Origin of the sequence: Mesorhizobium sp. M0701 (assembly GCF_040320365.1) — a bacterium.
Classification (GTDB): Bacteria; Pseudomonadota; Alphaproteobacteria; order Rhizobiales; family Rhizobiaceae; genus Mesorhizobium.
Genome location: NZ_JAMYPO010000039.1, coordinates 1 through 16,480, shown reverse-complemented (window position 1 = coordinate 16,480; position 16,480 = coordinate 1). Strand labels below are relative to the sequence as shown.

General features: G+C 60.8%; 13 protein-coding genes and 5 pseudogenes. 13 read left to right on the top strand and 5 right to left on the bottom strand.

Annotated elements, in window-relative coordinates; all coding sequences use genetic code 11:
* Positions 1 to 133: 133 nt before the first annotated feature.
* Positions 134 to 2,302 carry an amylo-alpha-1,6-glucosidase gene (locus tag NKI24_RS27535; protein ID WP_352450328.1) on the top strand — a complete coding sequence of 723 codons (2,169 nt, stop codon included), beginning with the start codon at positions 134 to 136 and terminating at the stop codon, positions 2,300 to 2,302.
* Positions 2,303 to 2,333: 31 nt separating this feature from the next.
* Here NKI24_RS27535 and NKI24_RS27530 read toward each other — a convergent pair whose 3' ends face one another.
* Both NKI24_RS27530 and NKI24_RS27525 read right to left on the bottom strand, forming a co-directional pair.
* Entirely contained in the window at positions 2,334 to 2,501 is a 168-nt protein-coding gene (locus NKI24_RS27530) for a hypothetical protein (protein WP_502901493.1), read from the bottom strand.
* 22 nt (positions 2,502 to 2,523) lie between these two features.
* Positions 2,524 to 3,117 (bottom strand): Crp/Fnr family transcriptional regulator, encoded by a 594-nt coding sequence (locus NKI24_RS27525; RefSeq protein WP_352450329.1) that lies wholly within the window; start codon positions 3,115 to 3,117, stop codon positions 2,524 to 2,526.
* 55 nt (positions 3,118 to 3,172) lie between these two features.
* On the opposite strand from NKI24_RS27525, the gene NKI24_RS27520 reads away from it, so the two are divergent.
* The 3 genes from NKI24_RS27520 to NKI24_RS27510 all read left to right on the top strand — a co-directional run bounded on the left by NKI24_RS27520 (position 3,173) and on the right by NKI24_RS27510 (position 6,792).
* Positions 3,173 to 3,598: a LysR substrate-binding domain-containing protein gene (locus NKI24_RS27520; protein ID WP_352450330.1), complete on the top strand. Its 426-nt coding sequence runs from the start codon at positions 3,173 to 3,175 to the stop codon at positions 3,596 to 3,598.
* A 497-nt stretch (positions 3,599 to 4,095) separates the two neighbouring features.
* Positions 4,096 to 5,616, top strand: a complete 1,521-nt coding sequence (locus NKI24_RS27515; protein ID WP_352749886.1) for an FAD-dependent oxidoreductase — start codon at positions 4,096 to 4,098, stop codon at positions 5,614 to 5,616.
* A gap of 360 nt (positions 5,617 to 5,976) precedes the next feature.
* Positions 5,977 to 6,792, top strand: a complete 816-nt coding sequence (locus NKI24_RS27510; RefSeq protein WP_352749884.1) for a ferritin-like domain-containing protein — start codon at positions 5,977 to 5,979, stop codon at positions 6,790 to 6,792.
* A gap of 180 nt (positions 6,793 to 6,972) precedes the next feature.
* Here NKI24_RS27510 and NKI24_RS27505 read toward each other — a convergent pair whose 3' ends face one another.
* On the bottom strand, positions 6,973 to 7,206 hold the full coding sequence (locus NKI24_RS27505) for a hypothetical protein (RefSeq protein WP_352450333.1): 234 nt from the start codon (positions 7,204 to 7,206) through the stop codon (positions 6,973 to 6,975).
* 11 nt (positions 7,207 to 7,217) lie between these two features.
* Between NKI24_RS27505 and NKI24_RS27500 the strand changes: the two are divergent.
* Together NKI24_RS27500 and NKI24_RS27495 are read left to right on the top strand one after the other, a co-directional pair.
* A pseudogene (locus tag NKI24_RS27500) lies at positions 7,218 to 7,717 on the top strand (DUF899 family protein).
* Positions 7,705 to 8,434 (top strand): annotated as a pseudogene (locus NKI24_RS27495) (cupin domain-containing protein); the annotation flags it as partial. The pseudogenes NKI24_RS27500 and NKI24_RS27495, both read left to right, overlap by 13 nt.
* Before the next feature lie 43 nt (positions 8,435 to 8,477).
* Here the strand turns inward: NKI24_RS27495 and NKI24_RS27490 are convergent.
* The gene (locus tag NKI24_RS27490) at positions 8,478 to 9,368 is read right to left on the bottom strand and encodes a LysR family transcriptional regulator (protein ID WP_352450334.1); all 891 of its coding nucleotides are present in this window, start codon (positions 9,366 to 9,368) and stop codon (positions 8,478 to 8,480) included.
* 106 nt (positions 9,369 to 9,474) lie between these two features.
* Between NKI24_RS27490 and NKI24_RS27485 the strand changes: the two genes are divergently transcribed.
* The 3 genes and pseudogenes from NKI24_RS27485 to NKI24_RS27475 all read left to right on the top strand — a co-directional run bounded on the left by NKI24_RS27485 (position 9,475) and on the right by NKI24_RS27475 (position 11,598).
* Positions 9,475 to 10,344 carry an SDR family oxidoreductase gene (locus tag NKI24_RS27485; protein WP_352749881.1) on the top strand — a complete coding sequence of 290 codons (870 nt, stop codon included), beginning with the start codon at positions 9,475 to 9,477 and terminating at the stop codon, positions 10,342 to 10,344.
* Between the two features lie 40 nt (positions 10,345 to 10,384).
* Positions 10,385 to 10,858: an SRPBCC family protein gene (locus tag NKI24_RS27480; RefSeq protein WP_352450336.1), complete on the top strand. Its 474-nt coding sequence runs from the start codon at positions 10,385 to 10,387 to the stop codon at positions 10,856 to 10,858.
* Between the two features lie 69 nt (positions 10,859 to 10,927).
* Positions 10,928 to 11,598: pseudogene (locus tag NKI24_RS27475) on the top strand (NAD(P)-dependent oxidoreductase).
* Between the two features lie 304 nt (positions 11,599 to 11,902).
* On the opposite strand, the pseudogene NKI24_RS27470 reads toward NKI24_RS27475, so the two are convergent.
* Positions 11,903 to 12,246: pseudogene (locus NKI24_RS27470) on the bottom strand (hypothetical protein); the annotation flags it as partial.
* Between the two features lie 647 nt (positions 12,247 to 12,893).
* On the opposite strand from NKI24_RS27470, the gene NKI24_RS27465 reads away from it, so the two are divergent.
* The 4 genes and pseudogenes from NKI24_RS27465 (at position 12,894) to NKI24_RS27445 (ending at position 16,104) form a co-directional block, all read left to right on the top strand.
* Positions 12,894 to 13,304, top strand: a complete 411-nt coding sequence (locus NKI24_RS27465) for a YybH family protein (protein ID WP_352450337.1) — start codon at positions 12,894 to 12,896, stop codon at positions 13,302 to 13,304.
* Between the two features lie 180 nt (positions 13,305 to 13,484).
* Positions 13,485 to 15,005 (top strand): annotated as a pseudogene (locus NKI24_RS36025) (MFS transporter).
* Between the two features lie 77 nt (positions 15,006 to 15,082).
* Positions 15,083 to 15,601: a YkgB family protein gene (locus tag NKI24_RS27450; RefSeq protein WP_352450340.1), complete on the top strand. Its 519-nt coding sequence runs from the start codon at positions 15,083 to 15,085 to the stop codon at positions 15,599 to 15,601.
* Positions 15,602 to 15,924: 323 nt separating this feature from the next.
* Positions 15,925 to 16,104, top strand: a complete 180-nt coding sequence (locus tag NKI24_RS27445; protein WP_502901492.1) for a recombinase family protein — start codon at positions 15,925 to 15,927, stop codon at positions 16,102 to 16,104.
* The last annotated feature ends 376 nt before the right edge of the window (positions 16,105 to 16,480 follow it).

Genomic DNA, 16,480 nt, shown 5'->3' with positions numbered 1-16,480 from the left:
GCGCGCCGAGTGCGGGATTGATGCGAGACGCTGTGGATGAGGATGGTTCGGCGCCGGCCTTGATGGGCAAGCATGTGTGCCTGCGCCGCCCAAGTCTCCACCGCCCAAGTCTCTTTCGAACAGGAGGGCTGACATGACCACTGAAGTCGAAGAACGCAAGCTTGATCCAGCTGTGGCTCTCCCGGCGCTCGACGAATCGGCGCCGCGCGAGCCGCATAGGCAATTTGCTCTCAAGCACGAGGACTGCTTCATCGTCGCGGACAGCTATGGCGACATACGAGGCACCGGCGACGGACTTTTCCGCGACGACACGCGTGTGCTGTCGCGCTTCCGTCTGTTCATCGGCGGCCGCATGCCCTCACTGCTTGGCGCCTCGCTATCGCAAGATAACATCCTATTCACCGCCAATCTTACAAATCTGGCCACCATCGGGCCGAACGGTAGTGAAACGCTGCCGGGCGTCGTGCACATCGATCGGACCCGGTTCATCTGGCAAGACCGCATGTTCGAGCGCGTCATCTTCACGAATTACTCCGCGCGCGAGGTGCTGCTGCCGGTCCGGTTCGACTTCGACGCCGATTTCCGTGACATGTTTGAGGTGCGCGGCACTACGCGCAGCCGGCGCGGTCGCGCGCATGACGCGCTAGTGGGCGAGTCAAGAGTGACGTTTCGCTACGAGGGTCTCGACAATGTGGAGCGCCAATCCGTCATCGCGTTTTCGATGACGCCCCATCAGATGCACCCCAATCACGCCGAGTTCCTCATTGTGGTGGGGATGCGCGACAGCAGAGCGCTCCATCTGGAGGTCGGTCACAGCGAGGAAATCCCGTCCAGTGATCGCTTCCGCGCGGCCGCGGCGCGAGCGCGGTTTGCCATGCGCTCAAAGCGTCGACAGGGCGCCACCGTCTTCAGCTCCGGCCGCGTGTTCAATGACTGGCTCACGCGCACGCGCGCCGACATAGCGTTGCTGACCACTGATCTGGAGACCGGGCCTTATCCGTACGCCGGTATTCCCTGGTTCTCGACCGCCTTCGGCCGCGACGGCGTCATTTCCGCCTTGCAAATGCTGTGGCTCAACCCTGACCTTGCCCGCGGGGTCCTGGCGTTCCTTGCCCGCTATCAGTCGACAGAGACTTCGATATTTGACGATGCCGAGCCCGGCAAGATCATGCATGAAACGCGCAAGGGGGAGATGGCTGTGCTGCGAGAGCTACCGTTCGGCCGCTACTACGGCGGCGTCGACACCACTCCGCTCTATGTTTACCTGGCCTGGTCCTATGCCGATCGCACGGGCGATGACGAGTTCGTCGATCGCATGTGGGACTCGCTGTGTGCGGCCATCGCGTGGATGGAGGAGGTAGGAGCCCGCAACGGAGAGGGTTTCGTGACCTACAGCAGGGCGGCAGATACGGGGCTTTTCAACCAGGGCTGGAAGGACAGCGCAGACGCTATCTTCCATAGCGATGGGACGATACCCAGGGGACCAATCGCACTGGTCGAGGTGCAAGGTTACGTCTTCGCAGCCTATCAAGGCATGGCTGCGCTGGCCGCCAAGCGCGGCGATGTCGCCAAGGCAGCGCACTGGAGCGGCATGGCAGAAAGGATCCGCAACGCAGTGGAGACGCAGTTTTGGATGTCAGACCGCAATTTCTATGCCTTGGCAATCGACGGCGAAGGCAAGCAATGCGCGGTGCGCGCCTCCAACCCCGGTCACCTGCTTTATGTCGGGCTACCGTCAGCTGAACGGGCGCAATCAGTTGCCGAGCAGCTGTTATCAGCCCATCTCCACAGCGGTTGGGGCGTTCGGACTTTGGCCGACGACGAGCTTCCATTCAATCCGATGTCCTATCACAACGGCTCGATCTGGCCGCACGATACGGCAATCTGTGCCGCTGGGCTCGCCCGCTACCAGGAGCGCACCAGTGTCGTGAAGCTTATGAGCAGCATGTTCGAGGCGGCGGTCCGTTTCAACATGCGGCTCCCGGAGCTATTCTGCGGGTTTACGCGTGCGATCGGTGATGCGCCAGTGGCCTATCCCGTGGCTTGTCTGCCACAGGCATGGTCCGCCGGATCCGCCTTCATGATGCTGCAAGCCTGTCTGGGGATTCGGATCGATGGTTGGAAGGGCGAGATCAATGTCGAACGCCCTCGGCTGCCGATAGGCATCGACAACATCGTCCTCCGGCACTTAGCGGTCGGTGACGTGAAGGTCGACCTCACTTTTCAGCGCGTCGGCGACCGCATCGTCTGCTATCTCGACGAGCGACACGAGGGCCTCGTGCCGCTGGTTGTGCGCTCTTAACTGTGGGCGGCTGCAAAAAAATGGTCGTGCATCAGGCAACCGAGCCCCACCCGACCGGGCTCCAGAGCGGTTGTACGTCTTTTTGGCGAAGGGCGGTTTCGGTAAGATAGCCGGAGCGCAGGCCGTGGGCGGAGAAGGCTTGCGGCTCGAGCCCGGCCTCGGCGACGCGGCGCTTCAGCACCAATTCGGCAGCCTGCAAGGGTTTGTCCGATTCCGAACAGTTAGGCGGAGGCTAGGCCGAAGTGACTTTGCTCCTCCTCGCCGTAAGCACCGTGTGTGAGTTTTATCATTCCAACGCGATCGACGATTGCGATCTCGCCGCGTTTGGCGTGAACCAGCCCCCGATGTTCAAGCATTTGGAGGGCGGTGGTAACGCCGGGGCGCCGGGCACCAAGCATGGTCGCCAGAAATTTATGCGTCAGGTAGATCTTGTTTCCTTCGGCGCGGTCTTGGACCATCAGCAGCCAGCGGGCCAACCGCTCCTCGATTTTGGAATGGCCGTTGACCAGCGCGGTCCGGGACGAGTGCACGAGGAACGCGTGGGCATAGCGAAGCAGCGACTCGCGAAGGGACTGGCTTGCTGCAATCGCAGCGCGAAGGTCTTCAACGGGCAGAATCCAGCCATTGCCGGCGACCTGGATATAGGTTTCATTGGGAGATCTGTCTTGGCCGAGGATAACGGCAACCCCTGTCATGCCATCGTGGCCGACGATGCCGACTTCGCTTTGCCGCCCACCGGTCATGGTGGCGACCACCGATGCAATGCCCATCTCTGGAAAATACACACGCTCGATCGGCTGATATGCGACCTCCAACTGGTCTTTGATGTCGAGTTCGACGTGATGTTACCCGGACACCGATTGCAGGCCATTGCTAACGACCGCTCCTTATGATTGGGAAATTTTCTTCGGAGGTGAGTTCGATCTCGCCTTTGACTGCGGTAATTCAAATGGGCCGAAAGATATCGACGCGGTGCTAGTGTTGCAATCGTTCGGCACCCCAGTTTGCTCTCCAAAGCTGCTGGAGAGAGGGGTGCCACTAACCTCTCCTGCCGACCTGGTTCACCATAACCTGCTGCATGAAACGTCTGATCGGCACGATTGGAAAGTTTGGGCTGGGCGATTTGTGCCGAACCTTCTTGACGTGAACTCGGGTGAGGTCTTTCCCAGTGCCGATATGGCCTATCGTGCCGCGGCCATGGGCCAGGGCGTCGCGATCGGAGACCTTCTCTGTGCTCCACGAAGAGATCACCAAGGGAGAACTGGTCCTGCCGTTCAAGGACATGCAGATCTCTGACGACACGGAGGCCTATTACTTGTGTTGCAGAAGAGATTGCTGGACCGACCCTCGTATCGCCGCATTCCATCAGTGGGTATCGGCCGAGGCAACGTGGTCCTGAAGGCCGGGACGGTCAGGCGCGCCCCAAACGGCGACAATCGGGCGCGGCCATTTAAGTCGCATAGCATCGTATCCTGGAACTTCGAGGTGTCTACTCATAGAACACTGCATGGGGATGCCTTCAAGATCGTCCAGACACTACACGGTCACGTACTGGTTGCGCCTTGCCAGATGTGGCCAGCGTTCTCGCTGTTGGCGGACCACGGCAATTGTCCGCGAATGCGGCTAACGCTTCGAACTGGCGATTGAAACAGCTGGCCTGGAAACCCGCGCGAAGGGGGGCTTCCCACCTGCGCAGTCCGTGGAGCTTAGCGCATTAGATCGGCGTACAAACGCAGCGGGAACTTTTAGCCCCTCGCGTCCATTTCCTGATCGATGCCCTGGAGAGTTCCGCCATGAATGTCAGCGATGAAAGGACTGTATCGCTTTGGGCGGCAACCGAAGTCGCGCCTGAGGCGGTTCCGCTCGAGCGGAGTGAACAGGTCGATGTCGTGGTCGTCGGATCTGGTATTGCCGGACTGTCGGTCGCCTACGAACTGGCCGTCGCCGGGCAAAAGGTGGCAGTGCTTGATCGCGGCCGGATCGGAAGCGGCATGACGGCACGCACCACCGCGCATCTGTCATCGATCTGCGACGATTATTTTTCGGAACTGATCAAATTGCGCGGCGAGGAACTGGCGCGGATTTACTACCGAAGCCAGTCGGCCGTTATCGCCCGTATCCAAGCAATCCAAGAGGCGGAGGGTATAGCGTGTGATTTCCGCCGCCTCGACGGCTTTCTGTTTCCGGCGTCAGGCAGAAAGGAATCCGTCATCGAGCGCGAACTGGACGCCGCTCTGAAGATCGGAGTCGACGTCGAGAAAATCGTGGGCGTGCCGCTTGCTGGGTTTTCGGACGCGCCCGTCCTTCGTTATTCCAATCAGGCGACATTCCACCCGCTCAAATATCTCCGCGGGCTGGCTGCCGGCATCCGCGCGCGCGGCGGCGCGCTTTATGCGGATACCATCGTCGACAAACTCGAGGAGACTGACGGCGGCGTGCGCGTAACCACGGTCTCAGGCTTTGCCGTGTCTGCCAAATCGGCCGTTGTCGCCACCAACTCGCCGATCAACGATCGGGTGGCGCTCCACACCAAGCAGGCGCCGTATCGGACCTACGCGATGGCATTCGAGATCGCGCGCGACATTTTGCCGGATGCACTCTATTGGGACACGCTGGACCCCTATCACTACGTCCGTCTGCAGCCTGGCGAAGGCAAGACCGACTTTCTGATCGTCGGTGGTGAGGATCACAAGACAGGGCAGGCCGACGACGCCGACGACCGCTTCGCTAGCCTGGCGGCCTGGACCAAAGGGTTGGTGCCCGATATCGGCGCGGAAGCCAATCGATGGTCCGGGCAGGTAATGGAGACCGTCGATTACGCCGGATTCATCGGCCGTAATCCCGGCAACGGGCACGTCTTCGTTGCTACCGGCGATTCCGGTCAGGGCATCACCCATGGGGTTGTGGCCGGCCAATTGATTTCCGACCTGATCCTGAAAGGGGAAAGCCCCTGGCGGGAACTTTACGAACCCTCTCGCAAGACGGCACGCGCGATCGGCGATTATTTGGCGGAGAATGCGACAGCGATCAGGAGTTTTGCCGAGTATGTCGCGCCTGGTGAAATTGATGCCGCCGATAAGCTGCGGCCCGGACAGGGGGCTATCGTCCGCCAGGGGCTTACCAAAGTCGCTGCCTTTCGCGATGAGGACGGCACGCTCTACAAGCGATCGGCCGCATGCACCCATATCGGTTGCCATGTCCATTGGAACTCGCTGGAACGCTGCTGGGACTGCCCCTGCCACGGCTCGCATTTTGCCGTCGATGGCACGGCTTTGAACGGACCGGCCGTAGCGCCCCTGGCTTCGATCGAATAAGCCAATCGGCGTTCGCTTGTGTATTGGCGCCGAAGCACCGGCCAGCGCAAATGACGCCTATGACGTAGATATCACTGGTCATAAAAGGCTACATCGATGCAGTTGTGATCTCTAGCTTCTCGACAAGACGAGAGACATCAGTCGCCCATAATCAGCTCAAGGTCATGGCTCGGATTCGAAGCACAACATTTGGCGAAAATGCGCGACAACCGAAGGAACATTTATCGAGTTTTACGGGGTTAGAAAGACTGGCCCGCGATCAGGTGCCAACAGGTGATACCGGCGGGCTTTTGGGAGGAAGTCAGGATCCGTGTCACGCCTTCAATTCATATTTCGCGCCGTCGCGCGTTGCAGTTCGGCTTGGGAGCAACCCTCGCCACCACCACGGGCCTGACGCCGGTTTCTCGCGCCTATGCCCAGGAGGACGTGCAGGACGAAGACATTTTCCGCTTTGCGCTCAACCTCGAATATATGGAGGCTGAATACTATCTCCGCGGCACCACCGGAAAAGGCATCGACGCAGCCGATGCCGGCTCGAAATCCGGCGACGTCGTTGGCGGAAAGCAAGTCTCGTTCGAGACGCCGGCCATCGGCGAATTCATGCAGGAAGTTGCGGAAAAGGAACTCGCGCACGTCCGATTTTACCGCAAGACGCTTGGAAAGAACGTCGTCGACAGGCCGGCCATCGATTTCGACGCAGGGTTCAAAGCCGTCGCGGAAGCGGCTGGTCTCGGTGCGGACTTCGACCCCTTCGGCAATGAGACGAACTTCGTTCTCGGCGGGATGTTGTTCGAGGATGTCGGCGTCACCGCCTATGCGGGTGCGGCGACAGTTCTAAAGAACAAGGATTTTCTCGCCGCCGCTGCAGGCATTCTTGCGGTCGAAGCCTATCACATGGGAATGGCGCGATCGACGCTATACCGGAAGGGAGAGGAAGCCTGGAAGGCCGCCAACGCTGTCTCCGATGCCCGAGACAAAATCGACGGATCGGACGATAAGGACCAGGGGATCCAGGTGGACGGCAAAGCCAACATCGTTCCTTCAACGCCGGACGCAATCGCCTTCACCAGAAAACCGCAGGAGGTGCTCCGGATCGTCTATCTCAACGACAAGGACGGAGTGAGCAAGGGCGGCTTCTATCCGGAAGGGATGAACGGCACGCTCAAAAGCACCTGAGCCGCTCGCGACAGGCGATCAGATCGCCGGAAGACGCGGGGCGGGTTCACGAGCGCAATGATCGTGGCAATACGTCTGCATGACGATCCCGGTGCAAAACCTGCCGCTGGAGCCCAGGACAGGATTGGATGACCGTCCGGTTTGATTTCGAGCCGCGACCTTGCGGCGTAAACGGCAAAGTCAGGAAATGGCGCGTCCCGCGGGTAGCAATCGGCTCGATGGAACGACCGCTTCGGGACCAACCAGACGATGCTGCTCTTGTGCTCGTCGGGTGAGCCGGGCTACCGTCCGCTCGCCCTGTCCGTCCTGCGCCTCGAGGCCCTCGAGGACGGACGGGTCGCGGAGGTCGTCGACTTCGAGGTGCCGATGAGTTTTCCGCTGCCGCGCGGTTTCAACAAGGACGAGGTCGAACATAGGGAGGTCGGATGGAGGTCGCGACTGAGCAGGAGTGGCAGGCCGCCCGCAAGGAGCTGCTGGCGGCCGAGCGGGAGCTGGCGGCGCACGAACGGCGCGTCACCAAGCAGCGGCGTGAGTTGCCCTGGGTTCCGAGCACTACGCTTTCGCCACCGACGACGGGCCGAAGTCCTTGCCGGAGCTGTTCGATGGCCGCGCGCAGCTCCTCATCTATCACCTGATGTTCGGGGAGGACTGGAAGATGGCGTGCCCGGGCTGCACCTCGGTCGGCGATGGGCTGGGCGGCATGGTCACGCACGTGAACGACCGCGACGTGACGCTCATCGCGATGTCGCGGGCGCCGCTGGAGAAGCTGGTGGCGACTAAGGCACAGCGCGGGTGGACGATGCCCTACGTGTCTGCCTACGGCGACGACTTCCTGTTCGACTACGGCTTCGCGTTCCGCCGGGAGGAGATGTCCGGAATCGTCCGCGACGAGTTCGACATGGGGCAGCTGCTCCGATGTTGCTGATGGCCGGCGACTTCGTGCTGGTTCCGGAAATCTTCTCGTTCACGATGAGCAGCCTGGAACCGCCGCCTCGCGGAGCCCTTGCCCAACGTCTTGAGACCAGCCCGGGTGTCTTCCGGCTCGGTGACCCAGAAGCGACCGCCGAAATCAAGGCGATGGTTGGCCATTGTGCCTTTGGCTCGGATGACAAGACTCTTCTCGTCTCGTTGCTACCAGAGGTTATCCACGTCCAGGGCGAAGAGCGGCTGATGATGCTGGTCGGGATGATAAACGACGAAACGAGAGCCGACCGGACCGCCCGTGAGATGGTGCTTCACCGGTTGTTGGAGGTGCTGTTGATCGAAGCTTTGCGTTCAACGGCAAGCGCCGCGGCCCCACCCGGTCTCCTGCGCGGTATGGGCGATCCGCTGCTGGCACCGACCTTGCGCCGGATTCACGCGGATCCAGGTCGCAGCATGACGGTGGAAACACTCGCGCGGGATGCTGCCATGTCCCGTTCGACCTTCTTCGATCGTTTCCGGAGGGAGGTTGGCGTGGCCCCGATGGAATACGCGATCGGCGGCGCATGGCGCTGGCGAAGGAATTCCTTCGCAAGGATGTTGCCACGGCGGAGATTGCGCAACGCGTCGGTATGGCTCGGCAAGCGCCTTCAGCGTCGCGTTCAGTCGGCATGTGGGAATGCCGCCCGGCGCCTATTCGCGGGTAAACACCGCTGGGTAACGCCGGCCCGATTGCAAAATGTGGAGCAGGCTGCTTTGGCCCCTCACTTGCCGATGTAGGTCGCCAGTTCATCGGGCGTTCCGTTGGGAAAAGCCTGCTTCAGAAAATCCAGGAAGGCAGAAACGCGCGCGCTCAACAGACGCCGCGACGGGTAAAGCGCCCACAGCGCGATCTCGGAACCTTCGATATCACCCCAGTGCAGCAAAGTGCCGTCGGCCAGGTCGTGACTCACCAGCGAAATCGGCATACGAGCAGCGCCTACGCCGGTTCGCACGGCATCCCGAACCATGATGAGGGACGACAGTGCGAGAATGGGCTCGATCCCGATCGTCGCGGATCCTTCTGAAGTCACGACGTTCCAGGTCTGCCGATCGCTGGCCCCACGCACGACACCTGGCACCGAGAGATCTGCGGCCGGCCGGAGCAGATCGGGGCTTGCCACGACGACCAGGCGATCATGCAGAAAGGCTCGGCCGACAAGACTTTCGTCTGGGTCTGGATTGACCCGGATGACCAGATCATAACCTTCCTCGATCATGTCCACGGCTCGGTCCTCTGTCGTGACTTCCAACCGCACGTCGGGATATTTCAATGCAAAGCCCGCCGCGATCCTGCCCATGGCTGTCTGCGAAAACAGCAGCGGCGCGCTGATCCGTAACCTGCCGCGCGGCTTGTCCCCGCCCGCCGCGATGGTGGCCGCCGTTTCGTCGAGCTCCGTCAGCAGAGAGGCTGTCCGCTCATGAAGGGCGCGTCCTTCCTCAGTGAGTTTGAGGTTGCGCGCGCCACGTTCAAAGAGCCGAAGTCGAAGGGCAGCCTCCAGTTCCGTAACCCGTCGGGACAAGGTCGCTTTGGGACGGCCGGACGCCCGCGACGCTTTGCCGAAGCCACCGTGACGCGCGACAACGTTGAAATCGGCAAGGGCGACGAGATCCATAATCGTTCCACCTGTGAGACGAACTGTCCAAATTAACAGCCTATTGGTTTAAGAATGAACCAGCCATATTCCGGGTGTCAAGCAATACCAACCCGGAGAAAATCCAATGACCATTCTCGTTACCGGCGCCACCGGCAATATCGGCGGCCAAGTCATCCATCACCTCGTCGACCGCGGCGCTGATGTCCGCGCTCTCGTCCGCGACCCCTCCAAGGCCAATTTTCCGGCAGGTGTTGCCGTCGTCAAAGGTGACTTCCTGGACGTCGACTCCCTACGTACCGCCTTCGACGGTGTCTCGACGCTCTTCCTGCTGAACGCTGTCGCACCAGACGAGTTCACCCAGGCTTTGATCGCCCTCAACGTCGCCCGCTCGGCTGGCGTCGAACGGATCGTCTACCTGTCAGTCATTCACCCGGACGTCTACGTGAACGTGCCGCACTTCGCCGGCAAGTTCGGCGTCGAGCGGATGATCGAGCAGATGGGCTTTCACGCTACCATCCTGCGCCCGGCCTACTTCATCCAGAACGATCTGACGATCAAGGACGTCATCGCTGGCTACGGCGTTTACCCGATGCCCGTCGGCGACAAGGGGCTTGCCATGATCGACGTTCGCGATATCGCGGAGGTTGCTGCCCTTGAGCTGCTGCGCCGCGAACAGGCCGCACAGCCGCTCCCGATCACTCGCATCAACCTGGTCGGTCCCGATACCCTTACCGGAGCGGATATCGCCGCGATCTGGTCGGACGTGCTCGCTCGCCAGAGCAACTATGGCGGCGGCGATACGGCTGCCTTCGAGCAGAACCTCAAGCAGTTCATGCCGCCATGGATGGCCTACGACATGCGCATGATGGGCGAGCGATTTTTGACCGATGGCATGCTGCCCGAGGGCAGTGATGTCGAGCGCCTGACGACGCTTCTTGGACGTCCGCTCCGCTCCTACCGCGACTTTGCCTCGGAAACCGCCGCCTCTGCCTGAGGCAATCAGCCACAATTTCAAACAACAAAGGACCATCAACATGATCTATTCGACCGCAACCGTCCCGGTGAATCCGGAAGGCGAAACAAAGCTCACCCGGGAGCAAGTATGGAACGGTTTGGAACTGAAGGCGCGCGACGCGCGCCTGTTCCTCCCGCCGGGTCTCTGCACCCGCTGCAATGTCGTGGAGGAAAGTGATACCCACTTCGTGCGCGAAGCCACCATCGCCGGCTCTGACATCAGGGAGATCATCACCCTCGAGCCGCAGAGCAAGGTCACCTTCTTCCAGGCGACCGGCCCACGCGAAGGCGCCATTATCAATGAGCTTTTCGAGGACGAAGCCGGCGCACTGCAGCTGAAGTTCTACTGCTACCTCGGCCTGCGCGGCAAGGAGGCTGATGGCCCAGAGGAACAGGCCGAGCAGACGCAGTTCGACAGCGACAAGGGCTACAAGTCGGCCCTGCTGTCGACGCTGAAGCGGACCCGCGAACTGCTCGCAGAGGGCCGCCTCTGATTATCACCAGCATCCAAACCAACAGGGCGGCCTCCTGAGAGGCGCCAGGCTTTCAAGAGGACCAAAATCATGACCACACCCGTTGTCCCTGAAACACGTTTCGCCGCCGTACCGAATATCCTGGTGCTCGGTGCCACCGGGCCGACCGGCCGCCATATCGTCAGCCAGGCCGTAAGCCGCGGCTACGATGTCACCCTCCTGGTGCGCTCGCCGGAAAAGGCCGCAAACATGAGGGAGTGAAGATTGTCGTTGGAGACGCCCGTGACGAGAAGGTGTTGCGCCAGGCCTTCAAGGGTCGCGATGCCGTGATTAGCGCACTCGGCACACCCGCAAGCCCATTTCGCGAAGTCACCCTTCTTTCGACCGCGACCCGAGCGCTTGTCAGCGGCATGAAAGCGGAACACGTCTCGCGTCTCGTCGCCATCACCGGTATGGGCGCTGGGGACAGCGCAGGGCACGGCGGTTTCCTCTTCGACAAGCTGATCTTCCCTCTGCTCCCGCGCAAGGTTTACGCCGACAAGAATCGTCAGGAGGCAATCATCAAGGGCAGCGATCTGGATTGGACTATTGTCCGTCCTTCAGTTCTCAACAACAAGCCTGCACGCACCACGATCCAGACGCTCACGAACTTGAACCAGTTCCGCGGAGGCTCCATTTCGCGCGAAAACGTTGCGGCCTTCGTGCTGGATCAAGTCACCACGGATCGGTGGCTACATAAGTTGCCGTTGATCACCGGGTAGGGTTGGCTTGAACGGCCTATCAAAGCGAAAACCGCCAGCGCGACGATTGCGGTCAAACGAGCCGCGAACGCATAGCTGCACTGCACAAAAATTAAGTGCAGCGTGATTCGTGCATACAGACTTCAGTTGATGCACATGGCGGCTTCCTCCCAGGTCCGCCGCAGCAGCTGTTCCCCTCTGGAGGTCCATGACCTTCACACGTTATGGGCCGCGGTTTTCCGTCGGCCCTTTTTTCTTTTTCAGAACCAGGTCGCAATGGCGTTGCGGACGCTGAAGGAAGGCGGGGCAAAGCCCCGCGATCGTCCTATTCGAAGGCTGCCATTTGGACAGTTGCGGCCTTTTGGTCGACCGAGTTTGCAGGCTGCTCGACCGGGCGAGCGTAGGGCTTCCAGGTTTCGCCTGTGATGTCCTCGTAAGCCGAGACGGCACCTTCGGCTGCCATGCGAAGCACGTGGGCCTGCAGGCCCATGTCGGCTGCGAACTCGCGCTTGCGTTGGGCGCGATTATCGAAGCCTACCGGGCCGTCCAGGTCCTCGTCTCTGGTATCGAGAGTTTCGTGGTCAGATCACGGGCCTCGCTGACCGCGCGGCTGTAGAATTGCCCGGCGCCGTCGGCGGAGCCGACTAACGACCCGACGATGCGCTGCATGCATGGCCAAATCAGGACGATGCCGATCACCAGGACTACGCTGGCCGTCATGGCGATCGACCGAAGCAGCCCCGGGCCAAAGCGGGGCACGGCGAGCTGCTTCGAATAGTAGCGGTTTTCGGCTTCGGCGTTCATCGGCGACCGACGAGCCGAAGTTTGAAGGTTCGCGGCAACGAGACTGTAGATGTCCATGACGTCCTCCGGTCCTAGGTTCATCACAGACATCCTGACACGAGCAGCGGCTTTGACCTGTCATGCGCGCCGACGACAGGAGCCGAATTCCAGTCACATCCGGAGATGGACATCCCCGAGCGGCGCGCCAAACATCAAAAGCTGTGGAGTGTCGGCTCTCAGTGAAGCGAACCTTCGAGTGACCGCTACCGGCTCAAGTTGACCAAACCGGACCTTGCTGGGCCGATTTGGCGGCTCGTAAGCAGACGTTGACCGAAACCAGTGACTTTGACCCTCTCGCGACCCACGGAAAGTTGAACGTCTCTCCCTAAGCTGACACTCAAGAACACGCGTCGCAGCAGCCGGATTGGCTGGACGGAGCCAAGTATGATCACCCAATGTCGGATTGAAGCCTCCCGATCGTCCTCGATAAGAACCAGCTTGACGGAAGAATATCGAGGAGGAGGAGAGTTCTAATGGTGAACAAGGAGCGTGACGCTGAGGCACACATCCAGGCGCTTATCGAGCGCTGGGCGAACGCCGTGCAGCAGCAAGACCTGGAGACGATCATGGCGGATCACGCGACGGACCTCGTGATGTTCGATGTCCCACCCCCGAACGAACTTCGTGGAATTGAGGCTTACCGGGATAGCTGGGGTCCGTTCTTCGACCACTTCAAATACGGCGGCGTTTTCGCGATCGAGCGGCTGGATGTCACGGCGGGCGACCGGGTTGCTTTTGCAACCGCATCGCTGCGGTGCGGTACGAAGGACGAGCTTGAAAAGGATCCGGCAACCCGCCTTCGCCTTACCGTCGGATTGCGGAAAGAGGGTGACCGCTGGATCATCGCTCACGAACACCACTCGTACCCATACAAGTCGGACTGAGCAGCGCATCGGAGTAATCCAGCGATCGAAACAGCGGTGGCAATTGACCAGCCGCTTGGCGGACAAGGAGATCAAGGAATGCCGTCAGAGAACAAGATCGGTACAATTTCCGACCCAGGTGGTGCGACTGGCGGTGCCGTAGCGTGTGCTCTCGAGCTCGGTGAGGCCGTCACGAGCGACATAACCGCGCCCAGAGCGACACGCCGCGAATGGTTCGGGCTCGCAGTTATCGCGCTGCCGTGCCTGCTCTATTCCATGGACCTGACGGTTTTGAACTTGGCTGTGCCGCGTTTGAGCGCCGACTTGAAGCCGTCGAGTTCGCAACTTCTCTGGATCCTAGACATTTACGGCTTTCTGCTTGCCGGATGCCTGATCACGATGGGCACGTTGGGCGACCGCATCGGCCGCCGCAGACTGCTTTTGATCGGCGCGGTGGCATTTGCAATAGCTTCGGTCTTCGCAGGGCTCTCCACAAGTGCCGGAATGTTGATCGTTTCGCGTGCGCTGCTCGGGATTGCCGCGGCGACGCTTGCACCGTCCACCCTTTCGTTGATCCGCAACATGTTTCTCGACCCGAGGGAGCGTACGGTTGCGATCGGCGTCTGGATCGCCAGCTTCTCTGCGGGCTCTGCCATCGGTCCGTTGGTCGGGGGCATCCTGCTGAGCTATTTTTGGTGGGGCTCCGTGTTCCTCGTGGCGGTACCGGTCATGGTTGCGCTGCTGGTGCTTGGTCCGATGGTCCTGCCCGAGTATCGCGATCCTGAAGCGGGTCGGCTCGACATCTTGAGCGCTGCGCTATCGCTTGTCGCCGTGCTTTCGGTGATATACGGCATCAAGGATATCGCCGAACACGGCCTCCGCCCGGAGGCGGCGTCCGCCATTCTCTTCGGTGTGACTGTCGGCGCGGTTTTCGCCGTGCGCCAACCGCGGCTGAGAAACCCCTGATCGATCTGCGGCTCTTTCGCTCGCGCCTTCAGCGCTTCATTGGCGGTCAACGTTCTCGGCTTCTTCGTCGCGTTTGGCTCGTTTCTCTTCATCGCGCAATACCTGCAACTGGTGCTGGGGATGGGACCGTTTGTAGCGGGCCTGTGGACCGTGCCTTCCGCCGTTGCTTTCATCGCCGGTTCGATGCTGACGCCAATCGCGGTTGGCAGGGCTCGCCCGGGCTATGTGATGGCGGCCGGCCTTGCGCTTGCGGCAGCCGGATTTCTCATTCTCACCCGCAGTGGTGGTCAGGCCGATCTCGCGATCGTCGTCATAGGCTATAGCGTCTTCTCCCTAGGTCTTGCGCCGGTGTTCACGTTGGCCACCGACCTCATCGTGGGGACCGTTGAACCCGAGCAAGCCGGTGCGGCCTCCGGCATCGCGGAAACCAGCAGCGAATTGGGTGGCGCGCTCGGCATCGCGATCCTTGGCAGCATCGTCACCGCCATCTATCGCAGCGGCATGACCGGGATGGTTGCGGACGGGGTATCCGAGCAAGAAATCAGTGTTGCCAAGGACACGCTGGGAGGCGCCGTGGCAGCTGGGCTCGCCTTGCCGGAGGCGCTCGGTTCCGATCTGCTCGGCAAAGCGCGGGAGGTGTTCACTCAGGCGTTCCAGATGACTGCCGGCATCTGCGCGTTGGTGGCGCTGGCTGCAGCCATCCTTGCGGTGGTCTTGCTGCAAAACGTGCGAGCACAGTCTGAGGCTGGACAGTAGCCAGCGAAATCTACGACACCGATTGAACCTTGAGCCCCAAGCACGACACGGTGTCATCGAACAGGAGGAGGATACTCATGGCGGTTCTCAAAACATCAGAGCCTGAAGGTCCAGACGAGACAACTCCCCGGCCGTGGGCGCGAAAGATCGCCGCGATCAGGAAAGCCGGACGGATCGTCGCCCTGACCGGGGTCATACTGCCGCTTCTCATGATCGGCGGGATGAAGTTCACGACGGTCGAGATCGAGGCGTTGAGACCGCTGATCGGCGGCACGCCTTGGCTCGCCTGGATGTATCCAGTCTTTGGTGAGGCCGGTGCCTCTTATGTGCTTGGCGTCGTTGAGATCGCGACCGCGCTTCTGCTGATTGCCTACCCCTGGTCGGCGCGCGCCGGTGTGACCGGCGGGGCCTTGGCCGCGCTAATTTTCCTGGTCACCTGTTCGATCATGATTGTCCTGCCGATCTGGGAGCCTGCGCTGGGCTTTCCAGCGCTCGGTCCCCTCGGCCAGTTCCTAATCAAGGATATCGCGTTGCTCGGCATCGCGCTTGTCGTACTGGGCGAAAGCCTGAACAGATTGGACAGAGGGGCTACCTAAGCGAATCCAAGTCGAAGGCGAGTGGCAGAACATGTCATCCATTTATACGGGCCAAATGGCGGGGCTCCACCTTACCGCGCCCTTCGACTCGCTTGGGACAAGCCCGCGAGTCCGAAAGCGGGCCGGTGTTCATGCTTTGATTTTTCTATCGTATATCGGTGCCCGCTTAATGTTCAGGGGCCACAATGGGCAGTTTCGCGACCACCGCAATCATGGCGGCTGCTGCAGCGTATTTCTGACCCAGCCTATGGGGCTATCCGCTTGCCGAATTCTGAGCCAGAGCGCATTGAAGTATATCTAAATGAGCCGAGCGGGAGGGGGATATGCCCGTTGCTCGTGTTTATCTGCGGGTCAGTACGCAAGGGCAGGATCTTGATCGCCAGGAATCGATCATCGCTGGGGCGAGGGATGCCGGGTACTACATCGCCGGCGTCTATCGCGAGAAGGCATCCGGCGCTCGCGCCGACCGGCCGGAGCTGCTGGCGAGTACGGCACCGGGCTAGCCGCTAATATATTGCACGCTGTCTTTGCCGCCCATTCCGGCATCCGAGCATCGCACTCGAAGTGCTCGAGGGAAACGACCGGGCAATGGCCTTTTACCGCAAACATGGTTCGAAGTGGTCGATCGCAGGGCCGCGTCGCACGGTGCAGAAGGCCATGCATCGTTGATTATGCGCAAACTGCTATCGCGCGCCTAGTCCGAACTCGCGCATCGAACAGTAGATCACGTCTTCCGTCCCCAGCGCACCGGCGGCCTCCCCGCTCGCAATCCAAATAGACGTCTTTCAGCTGTGTGGCATGTCAGCGTGAGCGAACGCGAGGTCCTGAGCGTCAGAAGCCGACAATGAAGCCGGACTGATTGCGATCAGCACGGTGCCG

Excerpts from the sequence above, each read along its gene's own strand:
- NKI24_RS27535 (WP_352450328.1), top strand. The coding sequence starts at position 134 with ATGACCACTGAAGTCGAAGAACGCAAGCTTGATCCAGCTGTGGCTCTC.
- NKI24_RS27515 (WP_352749886.1), top strand. The coding sequence starts at position 4,096 with ATGAATGTCAGCGATGAAAGGACTGTATCGCTTTGGGCGGCAACCGAA.
- NKI24_RS27505 (WP_352450333.1), bottom strand. The coding sequence starts at position 7,206 with ATGTTCGACCTCGTCCTTGTTGAAACCGCGCGGCAGCGGAAAACTCAT.
- NKI24_RS27490 (WP_352450334.1), bottom strand. The coding sequence starts at position 9,368 with ATGGATCTCGTCGCCCTTGCCGATTTCAACGTTGTCGCGCGTCACGGT.
- NKI24_RS27485 (WP_352749881.1), top strand. The coding sequence starts at position 9,475 with ATGACCATTCTCGTTACCGGCGCCACCGGCAATATCGGCGGCCAAGTC.
- NKI24_RS27480 (WP_352450336.1), top strand. The coding sequence starts at position 10,385 with ATGATCTATTCGACCGCAACCGTCCCGGTGAATCCGGAAGGCGAAACA.
- NKI24_RS27465 (WP_352450337.1), top strand. The coding sequence starts at position 12,894 with ATGGTGAACAAGGAGCGTGACGCTGAGGCACACATCCAGGCGCTTATC.
- NKI24_RS27450 (WP_352450340.1), top strand. The coding sequence starts at position 15,083 with ATGGCGGTTCTCAAAACATCAGAGCCTGAAGGTCCAGACGAGACAACT.
- NKI24_RS27445 (WP_502901492.1), top strand. The coding sequence starts at position 15,925 with ATGCCCGTTGCTCGTGTTTATCTGCGGGTCAGTACGCAAGGGCAGGAT.